17 protein-coding genes are annotated in these 16266 nt (G+C 65.1%); 6 read left to right on the top strand and 11 right to left on the bottom strand.

The genetic code is table 11. The annotated features are described in order from the left end of the window. Position 1 precedes the first annotated feature (1 nt). The 4 genes from ribBA to ACSQ3O_RS19445 form a co-directional block, all read right to left on the bottom strand. Positions 2 to 1123, bottom strand: a complete 1122-nt coding sequence (gene ribBA / locus ACSQ3O_RS19460; RefSeq protein ID WP_436140135.1) for a bifunctional 3,4-dihydroxy-2-butanone-4-phosphate synthase/GTP cyclohydrolase II — start codon at positions 1121 to 1123, stop codon at positions 2 to 4. Positions 1124 to 1350: 227 nt separating this feature from the next. Further along, a complete protein-coding gene (locus ACSQ3O_RS19455; protein ID WP_436140134.1) occupies positions 1351 to 1644 on the bottom strand; it encodes a 2Fe-2S iron-sulfur cluster-binding protein in 294 nt (97 codons plus the stop codon). A 12-nt stretch (positions 1645 to 1656) separates the two neighbouring features. Continuing rightward, entirely contained in the window at positions 1657 to 2292 is a 636-nt protein-coding gene (locus tag ACSQ3O_RS19450; protein ID WP_436140133.1) for a DUF938 domain-containing protein, read from the bottom strand. Between the two features lie 546 nt (positions 2293 to 2838). After that, positions 2839 to 3120, bottom strand: a complete 282-nt coding sequence (locus ACSQ3O_RS19445; protein ID WP_137749550.1) for a DUF427 domain-containing protein — start codon at positions 3118 to 3120, stop codon at positions 2839 to 2841. Positions 3121 to 4136: 1016 nt separating this feature from the next. Here ACSQ3O_RS19445 and ACSQ3O_RS19440 point away from each other — a divergent pair. Beyond that, positions 4137 to 5045 (top strand): SDR family NAD(P)-dependent oxidoreductase, encoded by a 909-nt coding sequence (locus ACSQ3O_RS19440; RefSeq protein WP_436140132.1) that lies wholly within the window; start codon positions 4137 to 4139, stop codon positions 5043 to 5045. 71 nt (positions 5046 to 5116) lie between these two features. Next, a complete protein-coding gene (gshA, locus tag ACSQ3O_RS19435) occupies positions 5117 to 6643 on the top strand; it encodes a glutamate--cysteine ligase (RefSeq protein ID WP_436140131.1) in 1527 nt (508 codons plus the stop codon). 85 nt (positions 6644 to 6728) lie between these two features. Here gshA and ACSQ3O_RS19430 read toward each other — a convergent pair whose 3' ends face one another. Together ACSQ3O_RS19430 and ACSQ3O_RS19425 are read right to left on the bottom strand one after the other, a co-directional pair. Continuing rightward, positions 6729 to 6899 (bottom strand): oxidoreductase-like domain-containing protein, encoded by a 171-nt coding sequence (locus ACSQ3O_RS19430; RefSeq protein ID WP_436141152.1) that lies wholly within the window; start codon positions 6897 to 6899, stop codon positions 6729 to 6731. Between the two features lie 68 nt (positions 6900 to 6967). After that, the gene (locus ACSQ3O_RS19425; RefSeq protein ID WP_298454267.1) at positions 6968 to 7219 is read right to left on the bottom strand and encodes a hypothetical protein; all 252 of its coding nucleotides are present in this window, start codon (positions 7217 to 7219) and stop codon (positions 6968 to 6970) included. A gap of 91 nt (positions 7220 to 7310) precedes the next feature. Between ACSQ3O_RS19425 and ylqF the strand changes: the two genes are divergently transcribed. Further along, on the top strand, positions 7311 to 8291 hold the full coding sequence (gene ylqF / locus ACSQ3O_RS19420; RefSeq protein WP_298454269.1) for a ribosome biogenesis GTPase YlqF: 981 nt from the start codon (positions 7311 to 7313) through the stop codon (positions 8289 to 8291). Between the two features lie 143 nt (positions 8292 to 8434). Continuing rightward, complete coding sequence (locus ACSQ3O_RS19415) at positions 8435 to 10726, top strand: putative bifunctional diguanylate cyclase/phosphodiesterase (protein ID WP_436140130.1); 2292 nt, start codon at positions 8435 to 8437, stop codon at positions 10724 to 10726. A 224-nt stretch (positions 10727 to 10950) separates the two neighbouring features. Here ACSQ3O_RS19415 and ACSQ3O_RS19410 read toward each other — a convergent pair whose 3' ends face one another. Then, complete coding sequence (locus tag ACSQ3O_RS19410) at positions 10951 to 11094, bottom strand: hypothetical protein (protein WP_171012126.1); 144 nt, start codon at positions 11092 to 11094, stop codon at positions 10951 to 10953. A gap of 134 nt (positions 11095 to 11228) precedes the next feature. Further along, positions 11229 to 11678 (bottom strand): RidA family protein, encoded by a 450-nt coding sequence (locus ACSQ3O_RS19405; protein WP_436140129.1) that lies wholly within the window; start codon positions 11676 to 11678, stop codon positions 11229 to 11231. Between the two features lie 199 nt (positions 11679 to 11877). Here ACSQ3O_RS19405 and soxR point away from each other — a divergent pair, with 199 nt between their 5' ends. Together soxR and ACSQ3O_RS19395 are read left to right on the top strand one after the other, a co-directional pair. Then, positions 11878 to 12339, top strand: a complete 462-nt coding sequence (gene soxR, locus ACSQ3O_RS19400) for a redox-sensitive transcriptional activator SoxR (RefSeq protein ID WP_436141151.1) — start codon at positions 11878 to 11880, stop codon at positions 12337 to 12339. A gap of 166 nt (positions 12340 to 12505) precedes the next feature. Further along, the gene (locus ACSQ3O_RS19395; RefSeq protein ID WP_436140128.1) at positions 12506 to 13528 is read left to right on the top strand and encodes an OmpA family protein; all 1023 of its coding nucleotides are present in this window, start codon (positions 12506 to 12508) and stop codon (positions 13526 to 13528) included. Positions 13529 to 13653: 125 nt separating this feature from the next. On the opposite strand, the gene ACSQ3O_RS19390 is transcribed toward ACSQ3O_RS19395, so the two are convergent. The 3 genes from ACSQ3O_RS19390 to ACSQ3O_RS19380 form a co-directional block, all read right to left on the bottom strand. Continuing rightward, on the bottom strand, positions 13654 to 14220 hold the full coding sequence (locus ACSQ3O_RS19390) for a hypothetical protein (RefSeq protein ID WP_436140127.1): 567 nt from the start codon (positions 14218 to 14220) through the stop codon (positions 13654 to 13656). Positions 14221 to 14264: 44 nt separating this feature from the next. After that, a complete protein-coding gene (locus ACSQ3O_RS19385) occupies positions 14265 to 14948 on the bottom strand; it encodes a hypothetical protein (RefSeq protein WP_436140126.1) in 684 nt (227 codons plus the stop codon). A gap of 471 nt (positions 14949 to 15419) precedes the next feature. Further along, positions 15420 to 16085, bottom strand: coding sequence for a hypothetical protein (locus ACSQ3O_RS19380; RefSeq protein ID WP_436140125.1), 666 nt, complete (start codon positions 16083 to 16085; stop codon positions 15420 to 15422). Positions 16086 to 16266: the final 181 nt, after the last annotated feature.

Genomic DNA, 16266 nt, shown 5'->3' with positions numbered 1-16266 from the left:
TTTATTCCTTGGGGATGAAGCCGGTGATTTCGAGGCCGTAGCCAGCCATGCTGGGCATGCGGCGTGGCTGGCCCATCAGGGCCATCTTGTGCACGCCGCATTCGCGCAGGATCTGTGCGCCCACGCCATATGTGCGCAGGTCCATGCGGCCACGCTCGGGCGCCTGGGCCGCGCGGGCCGTACCTTCAAACTGGGCCAGCAGCTGGGCAGCGCTTTCGCCGCAATTGAGCAGCACCGCCACGCCCTTGCCTTGTTTGGCGAGGTATTGCAGGCTGGTATCCAGGCCCCACGAGTGCATGGAGCGGTTGATTTCGAGCGCGTCGAACACCGACAGCGGTTCGTGCACGCGCACGGGCACCACATCGTCAGCGCTCCACTGGCCCTTGACCAGCGCCAGGTGCACGGCCTGGCTGGGCTTGTCGCGGAAGGCATGGGCGGTGAACTCGCCGTAGGCCGTCTGCAGCGTGCGCGTGCCCACCTTTTCGACCAGCGACTCGTTGCGGCTGCGGTATTCGATGAGGTCGGCAATGGTGCCGATCTTGAGGCCGTGTTCGGCCGCAAACAGCTGCAGATCGGGCAGACGGGCCATGGTGCCGTCGTCCTTCATGATCTCGCAGATCACCGATGCGGGGCTGCAGCCCGCCATGGCGGCCAGGTCGCAACCGGCTTCGGTATGGCCAGCGCGCATCAGCACGCCACCATCCACGGCTTGCAGCGGGAAGATGTGGCCGGGCTGCACCAGGTCGCTGGGCTGGCTGTTGCGGTCCACCGCCACCTGCACGGTGCGGGCGCGGTCGGCGGCCGAAATGCCGGTGGTCACGCCCTCTGCCGCTTCGATGGAGACGGTGAAGGCCGTGCTGTACACGGTGCCATTGCGCGCGGCCATGGGAGGCAGCTTGAGGAACTCGCAGCGCTCGCGGCTCAAGGTCAGGCAGATCAGGCCCCGGCCAAAGCGGGCCATGAAGTTGATGGCCTCGGGCGTGACATGGTCAGCAGCCAGGACGAGGTCGCCTTCGTTTTCGCGGTCTTCTTCATCCACCAGGATGACGATGCGCCCGGCGCGCATCTCGGCCACGATGTCCTCGACGGGCGAGATCGGCACGGGGGTGAGGGGGGTGTTCATGGAAGGTTGGGGCTTTCTGTGGGAGCCTCTGGCGGCTTGCCAGCTGGCGGTGTGCTGCAGCACAGGTTCCCGTGGCCGAAGGCAACTGCTGTGCCCCCAAGAAACCGCCCCAAAGAACATGCGATGCGGCGCTGCCGCACGTCAAAGGAGCATCTTGCTCCTGAAGGCACGGATTTTAGTGCACCGGGGGCCGTTCCGTCTCTGAACGGGGTTGCGCTTGAGGCAGATCAGATGGCGCTGCCCTGCAGCACCACGTCCGAAGTGGGGTAGGCCACGCAGGGCAGCACGCAGCCTTCTTCCTTTTCTTCGGCCGTGAGGCCCGGCCATTCGATGGCGTAGCGCACCGTCCCTTCCACCAGCTGGCCCAGGCAGGTGCGGCAGGTGCCGTTGCGGCAGGAGCTGGGCCAGTCGATGCCGCTTTGCTCCATGGACAGCAGCAGGGGCTGTTCGGGCCAGGCGTCGCACTGGGTGCCATCGGGCTCGACCTTGGCAATGAAGAAAGGGGCTGCGGGTGTGTTCATGGGTGCGTCAATTCAGAGGTTGCGGGTGGCGTGCGTCCACACCAGCAGCAGGTTGTTGGCGGGCATCGCATGGCGTGCTGCCAGTTGCAGGCCGGCCTGGGCGGCTACCGCCGCCACGTCTTCGATGCGGCGAATGCCCCAGGCGGCGTCTTGTGCGCGCAGGCTGGCGTCAAAGGCCAGGTTGCCGGGGGCCGTGGGCACGCCGTCTTCCAGGTAGGGGCCATAGGTGACCAGGTGCCCGCCCGGCGCCAGGTGGCGGGCCGCGCCCTGCATGAGCCCGGTGCAGCAGGCCCAGGGGGCGATGTGCAGCATGTTGGCGCAGTAGATCAGGTCGAACGGAGTGCCAAAGGCCGGGTCGCCGGCAGGCCAGGGGTTGTGCAACACATCGAGCCGCAGCGGCGCGCGCACGTTGTGTGCCTGCGCCTGTGCGGCCCAGCCAGTGATGGATCCAAAGTGGGTGGCCTGCTGGTCGGTGGGCTGCCAGCTCCAGCCGGGCAGGGCTGCGGCAAAGTGCGCGGCGTGTTGTCCGGTGCCGCTGGCAATCTCCAGCGCCGCCCCTGTGGGCGCCAGCAAGGCCAGCAGCTGCGCCAAGATGGGGCCCTGGTTGCGTTCTGCGGCAGGACTGTGCTGGAGGAGGGCGTTGGACATGGGCTTTTTTGGCCGTTTGCGCGCATCTGTCAAGCGCTAGCAGCTATGAAATAAGGAGCGTCAAGGGGTGCGCCGGTGTGCAATGTACCGCAGATGGGATGCCCCGCTGGATTGCCTGTTTTTTAGGCGGTGCAAGCTTATTCCTTGCAAATCAAGCACTTAAGCCTGTCATACAAGGCTTGTCCACAGTTATCCACAAGATTGTCCAGTGGCGGGCGGGATAACCGGGGCTGGCCGGGCCCTGGTGGTGGGTGGTTTGCCAGGGTTTGCAAGCTGCTTGCTGGTTGCCTGTTATTTAATCAATGCAAGGATATTCCTTATTAATCAATCACTTAGGTTCTTCATACAAGGCTTGTCCATGGTTATCCACAAGATTGTCCAGTGAGGATCGGGATAACCGCGGCTGCGTTTTGAAGTGTTGCCTAAAAAAGATGCAATGCAGGGCTTGCCATTACAAATCAAGCACTTGGAGTTGTCATACAGGACTTGCCAAAACTTATCCACATGATTGTCCAGCGCCCGCAGGGATAACCCACAGGCAGTGGTTCAGGCCGTGACCTTGACGCCTTTCCAGAACGCCACGCGGCCCCGGATTTCTTCGGCCTCGGGCTTGGGGTCGGCGTAGAACCAGGCGGCATCGGCGTGCATTTCGCCGTTGATCAGCAGCGACAGGTAGCTGGCCTGGCCCTTCCAGGCGCACATGGTCTTGTGGTTGCTGAAGGTGAAGTATTCGCGCTTGAGGGCGCTTTCGGGGAAGTAGTGGTTGCCTTCGACCACTACGGTGTCGTCGCTCTCGGCGATGACCACGCCGTTCCAGGTTGCTTTCATGGGTGTCCTTTTTCTGGGTGTTTGTTGGCGGGGGTACCTTACCCGATTGGTTTGTGGAGTGGGGGGTTGGCTGGCCGCGTGCTTATGTTGAGTGCGGAGGCCGGGTCTCGGCCCGGCGGCCGAGGTACTTGTTCTTTGCTTCGCCAAAGAAAAGTACCCAAAAGAAAGGCGACCCCCAGTCTGCGACCCCTGCGCTTCGCTACGGGGCGAACCTGCGTCGGGGCGATTGCGGGGTGCGCCGTGGAACTCGCTTTGCTGCTGCGCAGCGCCGCTCGGACAGCCACGGCGAGTCAGAGCACGAGGCATGGGCGCTTCGACGCCCATGCTCACCCCACAACCGCCCCGCCGCAGGCGCAGCCAGCAGGGGGTGGGCAGCCGAACATCCAAACAGCCCAACAGCCACGCGGGCCTTTGCTTCGCTCGGCCCCACCTCGCGGGCGCAAGCGCCACGCGCTGCGCAGGCCGGGCCGAGCGCAGCAAAGGCCCGTGTGGATGTCCGCTCCCTGGGTTCCCTTCAGGATGCGCCGAGGAGCGCAGCGGCCAGCGGATCAGGGCTCGCGATTGTCTGAGCGGAGCGAGTTGGAGCGAGACCCCGCTGGACGCGAGCACCGCAGGTTGCCCGCAGCGAAGCGAAGGGACGCAGCCTGTAGGGTCGCCTTCTCTTTGGTGACTTTCTCTTGGCGAGGCAAGAGAAAGTTACTGCGCCGCCGGGCGCACACCCCGGCCCCCGCCCTCAGCACAAGCACAAGCACAAGCACAAGCACAAGCACAAGCACAAGCACAAGCACAAGCACAAGCACAAGCACAAGCACAAGCACAAGCACAAGCACAAGCACAAGCACAAGCACAAGCACAACGCCACACCCAACACCCAACACCCAACACCCAAAGCAAGCCCCCCAGTCACCTGCGCAACCACCCCCACCCCCCATCTCGCTTAAAGTCCCCCGCGCAGCGTGCCCCTGCGGCACCCCTTGCGTTCTACACACACAACCAACCAATCAGGAGAAGCTCACATGGGTATCGACTTCCAAGGCCGCGTGGCCATCGTCACAGGTGCCGGTGGTGGACTGGGCCGCCAGCATGCGCTGGCACTGGCCGCGCGCGGCGCCAAAGTGCTGGTCAATGACCTGGGCGGCGCGGTGGATGGCAGCGGCGCCACGGTGGGCGCAGCGCAGGCCGTGGTCGATGAGATCCGGGCCGCAGGCGGCGAGGCGCTGGCCAATGGCGCGTCCGTCACCGACTTTGCCGCCGTGGAAGCCATGGTGCAACAGGCCATCGATGCCTGGGGCCGGGTGGACATCCTGGTCAACAACGCCGGCATCCTGCGCGACAAGTCGTTTGCCAAGATGGACATGGCCGACTTCAACCTCGTGGTGCAGGTGCACCTGATGGGCGCCGCCAACTGCTGCAAGGCCGTGTGGGCCCACATGGTGGCGCAGCAATATGGCCGCATCGTGATGACGACCTCGTCCACCGGCCTGTACGGCAACTTCGGCCAGAGCAACTACGGCGCGGCCAAGCTGGCCCAGGTGGGGCTGATGCAGACGCTGGCCATTGAAGGCGTCAAGAACAATATCCGCGTCAACGCCCTGGCCCCCACGGCAGCCACGCGCATGACCGAGGGCCTGATGCCCCAGGAGGTGCTTGACGCCCTGAAGCCCGAGGCCGTGGTGCCCGCCATGCTGGTGCTGGCACACGAAAGCGCACCCACGCGCACCATCCTGTGTGCGGGCGCTGGCACGTTTGAGGCCGCCCACATCACGCTCACGCAGGGCATCCACCTGGGGATCGGCGCTGACGTGCCCGAGCAGCTGGCGGCCCGCCTGGCCGAAGTGACCGAGCGTGCGGGCGAGCAAGTACCACAAAGTGGCGCAGCCCAAGGAACCAACGAGGTTGGACGCGCTTTGGCCGCAAGGGCTTGATTTCCCCAAAGGCGGGCCAGCGCTCAACGTGCTAAGTTCCGGGCCGACAGAAGTTGGATCGGTATAAACATATGAGCAAACTGCACGAGAGACTGGCCGCCTACCCGGCGGATGCCCTGGGAGGGATTCGCCGCGGCATCGAAAAGGAAGGCCTTAGGGTGCTGCCCACGGGCGGCCTGGCCCTCACGCCGCACCCGCTGGCGCTGGGCTCGGCGCTCACGCACCCGCTGATCACCACCGACTACAGCGAGTCGCAGCTCGAACTCATCACCGGCGCCCACAAGGGCGTGCTGGCCTGCCTGGATGAGCTGACCGAGGTGCACCAGTTCGTGCACCACACCCTGCGGGACAGTGGCGGTGAGCTGCTTTGGGCGTCGAGCATGCCCTGCGGCCTGCCGACCGACGAGACCATTCCGATCGGCCGCTACGGCAGCTCCAACGTGGGGCGCGCCAAAAGCGTGTACCGCATGGGCCTGGGCCACCGCTACGGGCGGCGCATGCAGACGATTTCGGGCATCCACTACAACTGGTCGTTGCCGGGCGTGACGAGCGAGCAGTATTTCTCGCTCATCCGCAATTTCCGCCGCCACGCGTTTGTTTTGCTGTACCTGTTTGGCGCGTCGCCTGCGCTGTGCCCTTGTTTTGTGGAAGGGCGCGAGCACCGCCTGCAGCAGATGGAAGGCGGCAGCGCGCTGTACCTGCCGCACGCCACCTCGCTGCGCATGGGCCGCCTGGGCTACCAGAGCGACGCCCAGGCCACGCTGGCCGTGAGCTACAACGGCCTCACAGGCTATGCCAATTCGCTGCACGAGGCGCTGACCAAGCCCTATCCGGCCTACGAAACCGTGGGCGTGCGCAACCCGGGTGGCGACTACAACCAGCTGGGCACCAGCCTGCTGCAGATCGAGAACGAGTTCTACGGCACGATCCGCCCCAAGCGCACCGTGCGCACCGGCGAGCGCCCGCTGCATGCGCTGCGCGAGCGCGGCGTTGAATATGTGGAAGTGCGCCTGATGGACCTGGACCCGTTTGTGCCCGTGGGCATCACGGCCTCCACCATGCGCCTGCTGGACGTGTTTTTGCTGCACTGCCTGCTGTCCGACAGCCCCCCCGACACCCCGGCCGAGATTGCCGAACTCAAGCAGAACCAGCACCTCACGGCCGAACGGGGCCGCGAGCCCGGTCTGCAGCTGACGCGCAACGGCCAGAAGGTGGCCCTGACCGACTGGGGCACCGAGGTGCTGGCCGCCTGCGAACCGCTGGCCGCCGCGCTGGATGCTGCCCACGGCAGTGGCGACTACAGCGCTGCCCTGCGCGAAGCGCGGGCCCTGATGGCCGCGCCCGGACACACCCCGTCGGCCCGCGTGCTGGACAGCATCGTGCAGGCGCACCAGCACAGCTTTGAGAGCTTTGCACGCCAGCAGTCCATGGCTGCGCGCGATGCGCTGCTGGGCCTGCCCTGGACAGCCGAGCAGCAGGCCCGCTACGTGGCCATGGCGGCCGAGTCCATCGCCGCGCAGAAGGCCATCGAGGCGGCCGACACGCTGCCTTTCGAGGCCTGGCGCGAGCAGTACATGGCCGTGAAAGAGCTGGGCTGAGCGTGCCGTGAATGGTGATTGCTCCTGATTTGATAGCTATTTGCGCTTATCCATTAGGCGGTGGCGGCCATTTTGGCTTGATTTTTCAGTCTGAAAGCTGCAGCAGGGCTTCCTGCCGCCAGTAGTCGGCTGCGTCCAGAAAACCCTCCCACACACAGCCGTTGCAGCCCCGGCCGCAGCAGGTGGTGGGCTCGGGCGGTGGGGCGCGCAGTGTGGTGCCGAGTGCTTCGGCGCGCTGCTGCAGGGCGGCAAACATGGCCAGGGCCGAGGCGCCGTCCACGGCGCGGGGTGGGGCCGTGAATGTGTCGAGCGCCACAGTCGGTGTCACGGCTGGCGGCGCCCGGCCTGCGCGCGGCGCACGCCGTACAGCACCCCGAATGCAATGCCAAGCACCAGCGCAAACCAGCCCACCAGCGTGGCCTGCGCCATCAGTTCGCGCACGCTGTCCGAGCGGGCGACATAGGGCGCGAGCAGGATGACCAGGCCAATCAGGGCGCAGGTCACGCCCTTGAACAGCAGCTCCTTGTCGGCCTTGCGGGCGGCGGTGTTGCGGGGTTTGTCGGTAGGTGCGGGCATGGCAGAAAGAACGCGGTAGCGAGGGGCGGCAAAGACCGCGATTATCCTTGCCACCCTCCGACAGTATTCAAAACACCAGAAAGTACCCCGCATGGCCATCCAGTGGTTTCCCGGTCACATGCACCTGACCAAGAAAGCGATCACCGAACGCATCAAGGACATTGACGTGGTGATCGAGGTGCTGGACGCGCGCCTGCCCGGCTCCAGCGCCAACCCGCTGCTGGCCGAGATCACGGGCCACAAGCCCACGCTCAAGGTACTCAACAAGCAGGACGTGGCCGACCCCGAGCGCACCGCACTGTGGGTGGACTGGTACAACGCCCAGAGCGACACGCGTGCCGTACCGCTCGATGCGTCCGACGCCGCGCCTGCGCGCAAGCTCATCGACGCCTGCCATCTGCTGTCGCCCAACCGGGGTGGCATGGCCAAGCCCATGCGGGTGCTGATCTGCGGCGTGCCCAATGTGGGCAAGTCCACGCTCATCAACACGCTCAGCAACAAGCGCCAGGCCAAGACGGGCGACGAGGCGGGCATCACCAAGCTGGAGCAGCGCATCACCCTGGCCGACGACTTCTATTTGTGGGACACGCCCGGCATGCTGTGGCCGCGCATCATCGTGCCCGAAAGCGGCTACAACCTGGCCGCCAGTGGCGCCGTGGGCCGCAACGCGTATGACGAGGAACTGGTGGCGCTGGAGCTGCTGCGCCGCCTGCAGGCGCACTACGCACCGCTGCTGGAGGCGCGCTACAAGCTCGGCCTGCCCGTAGGTGCCATGGCCACCATGCAGGACGACGAGCTGCTCGCAGCCATTGGCAAAAAACGCGGCGCCATGCTGGGCGGGGGGCGCGTCAACCTGCAGAAAACCGCCGAGATCGTGATGACCGACTTCCGTTCGGCCATCCTGGGCCGCATCACGCTGGAAACCCCTGCCGAATTTGAAGCCTGGCGCGCCGCCGGCCTGGCCGAAGACGCCAAACGCCAGGCCAAGAAGGACGCGCGCGCCAAGGCCAAGGGCAAAGGCTCGGGGGTGCGCGAGCCCGCTCCGGGCAGTGGCGACGGCAGCGCGGACTGATCCCGCCGCCTCTGCTGGGCCCCCGTCACGGGCTCCGGCAGGCCCCTGTGCTGTGTTGCAGGCGCGCCGCCGCTGGCATTTTGCTGGTAGGCGTTTGCGAAAGCTGCGGTTAGGATGGGTTCTTCCCCCCACCTCCCGTTGCCATGGCCGAAGCCTCTGCTGTTCCGTTGCCTGACCATGAAGACGCCACAACGCGCCACCTGGTGCGGGTGGCGGGCTGGGCCGTGATGCTGCTGGGGTTTGCCATCGGATTGCTGCTGCTGTGGGATGAACCCGTGCAGCCGGCGCGCGTGGCGCTCAACTTTGTGGCGGGTCTGGTCGGTGGGACGACACTGCTGCTGGCGCGTTCGCGGCGCTGGACGCTGGCCACCCACTTGCTGGTGTGGGGCGTGTGGGTCTCGGTGTCGCTGGTGGCTGCCCGCAATGGTGGCGTCAACGGCCCCAACCTGCTCAACTATCCCGTCATCATCGTGCTGGCGGGCTGGCTGCTGGGGGTGCGTGCCACGATCACCCTGGTGGTGCTCACGGCGCTGCTGTTTCTGGGTTTTATCTGGGCCGATGTCCAGGGCATGTTCAAGCCGGTGCAGGTGGCCAACCGCGTGGCCGGGGCGGTGTATCTGGCGGGCATCCTGGTGCTCACGGCGGCGGCCACGCTGCTCTCGCGCCGCAACTACATGAGCCGCGTGCGCGAGGCGCAGCAGACCGCTGCCAACCTTGCGGCCAGCGAGGCCTCGCTGCGCAAGCTGCTGCGCGCTGTGGAGCAGAGCCCGGAGGCCATCGTCATCACCGACCTGCGGGAAGATATCGAGTACGTGAACGAGGCCTTTGTGCGCCGCACGGGCTACGAGCGTGACGAAGTGGTGGGCCGCGCATCGGCCGAGTATTCCAGCAACGGCCTGGCGCCCGCACAGCGCGAGGGCCTGCGCTCCACCCTGGCGCGGGGCGACAGCTGGGCGGGTGAGCAGGTCAACTACCGCAAGGACGGGCAGTCCATGATCGAGTCGGTGGTGGTGGCGCCCATCCGCCAGCCCGACGGCCGCGTGAGCCACTATGTGGAACTCAAGCAGGACATCACCGAACGCAAGCGTGCGGCCGACGAAATTCACCGCCTCGCGCATTTCGACAGCCTCACCGGCCTGCCCAACCGCTCCACGCTGATGGAACGGCTGCAGGCCCTGCATGGGCGCACGGGCCGGCCCCCCACCACACACCACGCGCTGCTGCTGCTGGACCTGGACCGTTTCACCACCTTCAACGACGCACGCGGCAGCGAGATGGGCGATCGCCTGCTGTGCGCTGTGGCCTTGCGCCTGTCCGAGATCCTGCCCGCCCAGAGCCTGCTGGTGCGCGTGGCGGGCGATGAGTTTGCCCTGCTGCTGCATGGCCTGGGGGTGGATGTCTCGCTGGCAGGCCGCCACGCGCTGGCCTTTGCAGACAAGCTGCAGAGCGCCTTGCTGCGCCCGCTGCGCCTGGAGGGCGATGCGCAGGACGCCCAGCTCGGGGCCAGCGTGGGCATCACCCTCTACCCGCAAACGGCCGGTGACGGCGCACACGACGCGCTGCGGCGTGCGGGCATGGCCTTGCACCGCGCCAAGCAGGCGGGCGGCGGGCGGGCCGCGTTTTTTGAGCAGGGCATGGGCGAGGCGGCCGAGCAGCGCTTTCGGCTGGAGCGCGAGTTGCGCCATGCAATCGGAGCGGGCGAGCTGCGCCTGCACCTGCAGTCGCAGGTCAACGTGGACGGCCAGCTCACCGGGGCCGAGGTGCTCGTGCGCTGGCAGCATCCGCGCGATGGTCTGGTGCCGCCGGGCGTGTTCATCCCCATCGCGGAGGAGTCGGACCTCATCGTGAGCCTGGGCGAATGGGTGCTGGCCCATGCCTGCGGGCTGCTGGCGCAGCCTGCGTTTCACGAGCGGCGGCTGCGGCTGTCGGTCAACCTCAGTGCCCGCCAGTTCCGGCAGTCGGGTTTTGTGCCGCTGGTGCGATCGCTGCTGGCCTCCACGGGGGCCGACCCCCGGCTGCTCACGCTGGAGGTGACCGAAGGGCTGGTGATCGAGGATTTCGACGACACCGTGGCCAAGATGCGCGAGCTGGCCGTGCTGGGGGTGGACATCTCGCTGGACGACTTTGGCACGGGCTATTCATCGCTGGCCTACCTCAAGCGCCTGCCGATCCAGGAGATCAAGATCGACCGCTCGTTTGTGCACGACGCACCCACCAATGCCGACGACGGCGTTCTGGTGGAAGGCATTCTGTCGGTGGCGCGCCACTTCGGCCTGCGCGTGGTGGCCGAAGGGGTGGAGACCCAGGCCCAGGCCGACTTCCTGAGCCAGCGCGCGCCAGAGATCGTGTACCAAGGCTACCTCTTCGGGCGGCCCGAGCCCGACACGCAGTGGCTGGCCCGCCTGGTGCCCGCCGAGGCGCTGCGCACGGGGTGACGTGCAGGCGCTGGGCATGGCGCGGATGAGCACGGGGTGTGGGGCGAGGCACGGCGCTGCGCCTCAAAAACGCCAGTAAAGATTGCCGTTTGCGCGCAATGGTAAAGGGTTTATCGCTATATTATTTATAGCGTTTCCTGTGTCCTGTCTGCGCGCCACGTGCACTTGCAATTGCACTTGTGCTCCCCCGGCGCCCCTCGCGTTCCCTGCGCCCGGCAGGCGGGCTACTTGTTTTTGTCCTTGCCCTTGGGGATCACGCTGGTGATGGGCGCCATGGGGCGGTCGGAGCCCCCGTGTTCCTTGGGAGGCGAGGTGTCCTTCTTGGGTTTTTTTGCCATCTTGTTGCTGCGTTGTTCACCTTTGGCCATGGGGCTTCCTTGAAATCAATCCCGGGATGGGACCGTGCCGCATCGTACGGCACAAACCTGCGGTGCCGTTGCTTGCGGGGCGGACATGGCTGCCGGGTGCTGCAACCTTTCCACCCGCCGGGCCCGTACCAGGTTCATGCCCGCAGGACGGCCGTGGCCTCCACCTCGATCAGCATGCCATCCAACGCGAGGCGAGGCACGGGGATCAGCGTGCACGCCGGTGCCGCGCCATCGGGCCACAGGCCGCGCACGGCCTGGCTGAACAGTGCCAGCCGCTGCTCGGTGTGCCCTACCACCAGCACGGTGAGCTTGGCCACGTCATGCACGCTGGCACCCGCAGCCGCCAGGGCCGTGCGCAGGTTGGCCAGCGCCTGGTGCACCTGATCGCCAAACCCGGGCGGCAACTGGCCCGCCGCGTTTTCTCCCCCCTGGCCCGCCACATACACCGTGCGGCCTTGCGCTGGGGCCACCACCACATGCGTGTAGCCATTGGCGCGCGGGTCGTACAGGCCGGGCGGGTTGATGAACTGGAGGGCGGAAGTGGTCGGGGCCGAAAGCAGGGGCGGTGTGGGGTCAAGGTGCATGGTGCAAAAGTCTGGAAGGGTGTGGAACAGGTCCGGCGCAAAGCCGTTGCGCCGCGCGGGAGCCTTGCAAAGGTGTTCCCGGCGGGTGTGCGGGATTGTTCAACCTCAAGTTATATTGAGGTCAATGCCCCTGATGAATAACCACCAAGGAGATGTTGTGAACCCAGCCAAAAAAGCCCTCGGTGCCACGGGCCTGGCCATGGACGGACAAGCCGACCTGTCGGTGGGCGAGGTCGCCAGCCGCAGCGGCGTGGCCGTGTCGGCGCTGCACTTCTACGAATCGCGCGGGCTCATCGCCAGCGTGCGCAACGCGGGCAACCAGCGCCGGTATCCGCGCTCGGTGCTGCGGCGCGTGACCGTGATCAAGGTGGCCCAGCGCATGGGCGTGCCGCTGGCCGCCATCGCCGAAGCCTTGCAGGCACTGCCCGCAGGCCGCACACCCACGGTGGCCGACTGGCGGCGCCTGTCAGCGCGCTGGCGCAGCGACCTCGATGAGCGCATCCGCACACTGACCGCGCTGCGCGACCAGCTGGATGGCTGCATCGGTTGCGGCTGCCTGTCGCTCAAGGTCTGCCCCCTGCGCAATGCGCAGGACACGCTGGCCCAGGAAGGGCCAGGCCCGCATTTCGGCGGGTGCGACAAGGCCTGCGCCAATCCGTGACGTTTTGCGCGAAAGGCGTGGGCAGCCGCTGCCGCGCGCACGCGCGCAGGGTGGTGTGCTGCCAGTGCCTCCCCTATCATGGCTGCGGCCCGCCCGGCAGCTGCGGCTGCAGCGCAGCGCGGGGGCGGCGCCAGCTTGCAACCATGCAGTCCACCGGAGAGCATTCATGATCAAGACATTGTTTCGCCAATGGGGCGCATCGCTGTGCCTCGGCTTTGTGGCCCTGGCCAGCCAGGCACCGGCCACTGCGCAAGATCTGCCCGGTGCCAAGGACCACCCGGCCGTGAAACGCTTTGGCGGCAGCACCATCGTCGGCTACGAAGTGCGCAACTTCGACTCCGTGGAGTTCCAGACCTCCACCTTCAAGGAGTTCGACCTGCAGGCCAACAAGCGGCGCTATGTGCAGCCCCCGCTGGCGCTCGAAGGCAAGCTCACCCGCCTGTGGTACGAGGCCCCGGGCGCCACCCGGTCGCTGGAGCTGTACCGCAACTACGCCAACGACCTCGCGGCCAGCGGCTTTGCGGTGCTGTACGACTCCACCCGCGACAGCGCTGCGGGCAGCTACACCAACTTTCTGGCCAACTTCAGCAGCGGCCAGCGCGACAACATCAAGAACAACCGCAGCGAATACGTGATGTACGCCGCCGACGCCAGCACCGTGCGCACCGGCACGTTCCAGAAGGCCAACACCACCGTGCGCCTGGTCGCCATTGACTGGCCCAAGGAAGACGCCACCTACAAATCCAAACAAGGCGCCTACATCGCTGTGGACATCCTGGAGACCAAGGCCATGGGGCAGAACATGGTGGTGGTCAGCGCGTCCGACATCAGCAAGTCCATCACCGTGAGCGGCAAGGTCGCCATCTACGGCATCCTGTTCGACACCGGCAAGGCTGATGTGAAGCCCGAGTCCAAGCCCTCGCTGGAGCAGATCGCTGCCTTCCTGAAGGCCGAGCCCACCGTCAAACTGCATGTGGTGGGCCACACCGACAGCGTGGGCAGCTTTGACAGCAACCTGGCCCTCTCCAAGCGCCGCGCCGACGCCGTGGCCGCGGCGCTGGCCAAGGACTACGGCATTGCCGCGAACCGCCTGGTGGGCAACGGGGTGGCGTCACTCGCGCCCGTGGCGAGCAACAGCAGCGATGAAGGCCGGGCGAAGAATCGGCGGGTGGAGTTGGTGCCGCAGTAAGGGAGCGAATGGTAGGCGGCGGGGTAATCGCAGGCGGGGCGGGGACTGAATGGGAGGCTCGCTCTATCCGCTGGGAGGGTTTGTGGCTGTAGCGACACTGGGTCCCTCAATCTAGGGGCTGGGCATCATTGGCCGAACTTCTCGGAAGCGCATTGCGAAGGGCCTTTGTCGCTGACGGCAGGCACGACCAGAAAGTTGACGATCACCTGGTAGCGCTTGCCATTTGCGCGAATCTCATAAATCACCTGGTCTTTTCCCAGATACCCGAGGTCGGGCATGAAGGTGTAGTGGTAGGACGTGGTTCCGGGCGGAAAGGAGGTTTTCTTTCCACCCGGAAGGTGGCTCTCATACCGCTGGTCAGGGGGTGTCAGGTCCTTCACTTTTCCGTGGTTCGGCGGCTTCAGCGTTGCGACCGTCAGCGCCATCTGTTGGGCGGTCGCTGGAGGGATCACATTCCCTTTGAGTTTGAGTTGCCGCAACAGTGCGTCCGGCAGGGGCGAAAAGCTGTTGCTTGCCGAAATCTCTTGCGGAGCCTGCGCTTGTTTCCATTCCGGCGGGGTGACCAAGTACCCGTCAACATCGCGGCAGTAGGCGAAAGTCTGATCGAAGGCTTGATTCCTGGAGTCGGCGGCGTAGGTTGCTCCTGCACCTGAAAGCATGAACATGAGCAGCACCAAGATCCTGTGGTTCATTCGTGTTGCTCTTATGGCCTGTGTTGAATCTAACGGGCTGTGCTTCATTTTCCGCCCCAGGTGCATTGGGTGAAGCCACTGGCCTGGGTGATGCGTGCTTGCCGCGCATAGGTGCCAGCAGCCGAGGTGTCTCCGATCAGAACGGAGAAATCTGACAGCTCCACTTTGGCATGTGCCTGCCAGCAGTTGGCGGTGGCAAGGCTCTGGGGTGGTGCGATTTTCATGGGCGGTTGCGCTTCATCCAGCTTGATGCGTGCGAAGTTTGTCTTGAAGAAATGTCCACCGGTTCGGAGCGTCTCCTTGCCCGGGCGGAACTCCAACTCGCCGCCGTCGTTTGGCTCGAACCGAAGGATGCCAGACGCGTGGAGCTTGCCTGTCACCTGTACAGCACCATAGATGCTCGCCCGGTCTGCGGACACTGCAGCCGCAAGGCGACTCGCTGGGCGGCACTCCAGCAGCGCCGCCTCGCCGTGGGTGGCAATCTTGGTGTTGCCCCTGATCGACCGGATGTCCAAGCCCGGCGGAAGCGCTGCCGTGAGCCGAGAGGGGGAGACCTCGCAGCCGTCGGCCTGACCGCAGGCGATTCTGACGCAGTCCTGGGCGACCGCGACCTGTGTGGACGCAAGAAGCAGGGTGGGCCAAAGGAGATGTCGGTTCCCGAAGCCTCGCGCTACGCGGACCGCAGAACCCACGACGAAAGCATGGCCGATGCGGGATATTCTGGACACGGATTCCTCCTGAAGGTGGCCTGTGGCCTGGGTTTGCAGCCGCCGCGCCGCGCGCGGATTCCCTGGTTCAAGAGTTTCATGAAACCCGGTAGCGCGACACCGAGCCGACTATAGCGAGCGAACGCGACGAGTGTGAGCACCCCAATGCCCGTTCCGCGCCACGCACGGGCCTGCTCCAACCTACCGCCGTAGTGGTTCCGCTTCGTCACTCCTAAGGGCTAAGGGCAACAGCGGCGACGAAGGCTGGGCGAAGAGTCGAAGGGTGGAGTTGGTGCCGCAGTAGGGAGGACTGGCCGTTGTGTGGTGGCTGCCGCAGGCGGGTGCTGATGATTGGCGCTGGCACTACCCGGTAGGGTGCTCCTGTGGCAGTAACGATGCGCGGTGCTTCAATATGGCGATGACCTGCGGACAACAGGCTGACGAAAGCAGATCAATGGAGCTTATTGCGCCAGTTGCCAAGTTAGCTTGCATTCATAAGACCTCAAGTTTTGCTGCTGAGAGCGCATACGCTTTCAGGTCAGGGTCGATGTTGGGGCGCTCAGTGAGGAAGCACTGAATTGCCGTATCTGTCTCTGGATGATGCAAGTGGCCGAGCCCGTGAAGCGCAGCACCCTGGCAGTGTTCCTGCGGTAGTTGCAGGATTCGGACCAAAGTTTCGAACATCACATCCTGCATGGCCAGATCCTCTTCGCCATTGGCGCGAAGGCGGATACCACAGTGCCAGTCATATGCTAGCGAGTCCCACCACATGTCCGATGAGTTTTCCAGTGGCTCTTCCGCGAACAGGCGTGCATACAGTTCGTACATTGATCGGACGCAGCTTTCGCGCATCTCGAACGACAGTCTGGTGTCCCAAATGAGATGTGCGACAGAGCACTCCATACTGCAACTGGGTATGGCCCAAAAAGCCTGTTCGAGTTGGGGCACCGGGTAGCGGTTGAGCAGGAATTCGGGCTTGGAGAAGAGCCGTACATAGAAGGCTAGTGTCTTTTGAGGAGCGAACTTCACGTCAGCGTCCCAGTACCATGGACGCGATACAGGGTTCGCGTTCTCCGCATACGAGGTGACCTCGCGGTCGAACATGAACTCGACAAATTCGTCGAATGTTGCCGACCTGATGTCGTAGTGCTGGGGCATGTTCCAGGAAGTCAAATTGAATCTATTTCGCAAGCCTGCTGGATGGGCCGGATATTCGGGCAAATGAGTGGCTTACTGTCTGGGTCTGCAGTTGCAACGCCACTCGCGTATTCCGGTATGTGAATCCATGAAATCCGGCAGGGCGGCACCGAGTAGACTATAGCGAGTGAGTTGCTGGAGC

The organism is Acidovorax sp. LjRoot74 (genome assembly GCF_964254355.1).
Lineage (GTDB): Bacteria > Pseudomonadota > Gammaproteobacteria > Burkholderiales > Burkholderiaceae_C > Acidovorax.
This window is presented reverse-complemented; position numbering and strand designations above follow the sequence as displayed.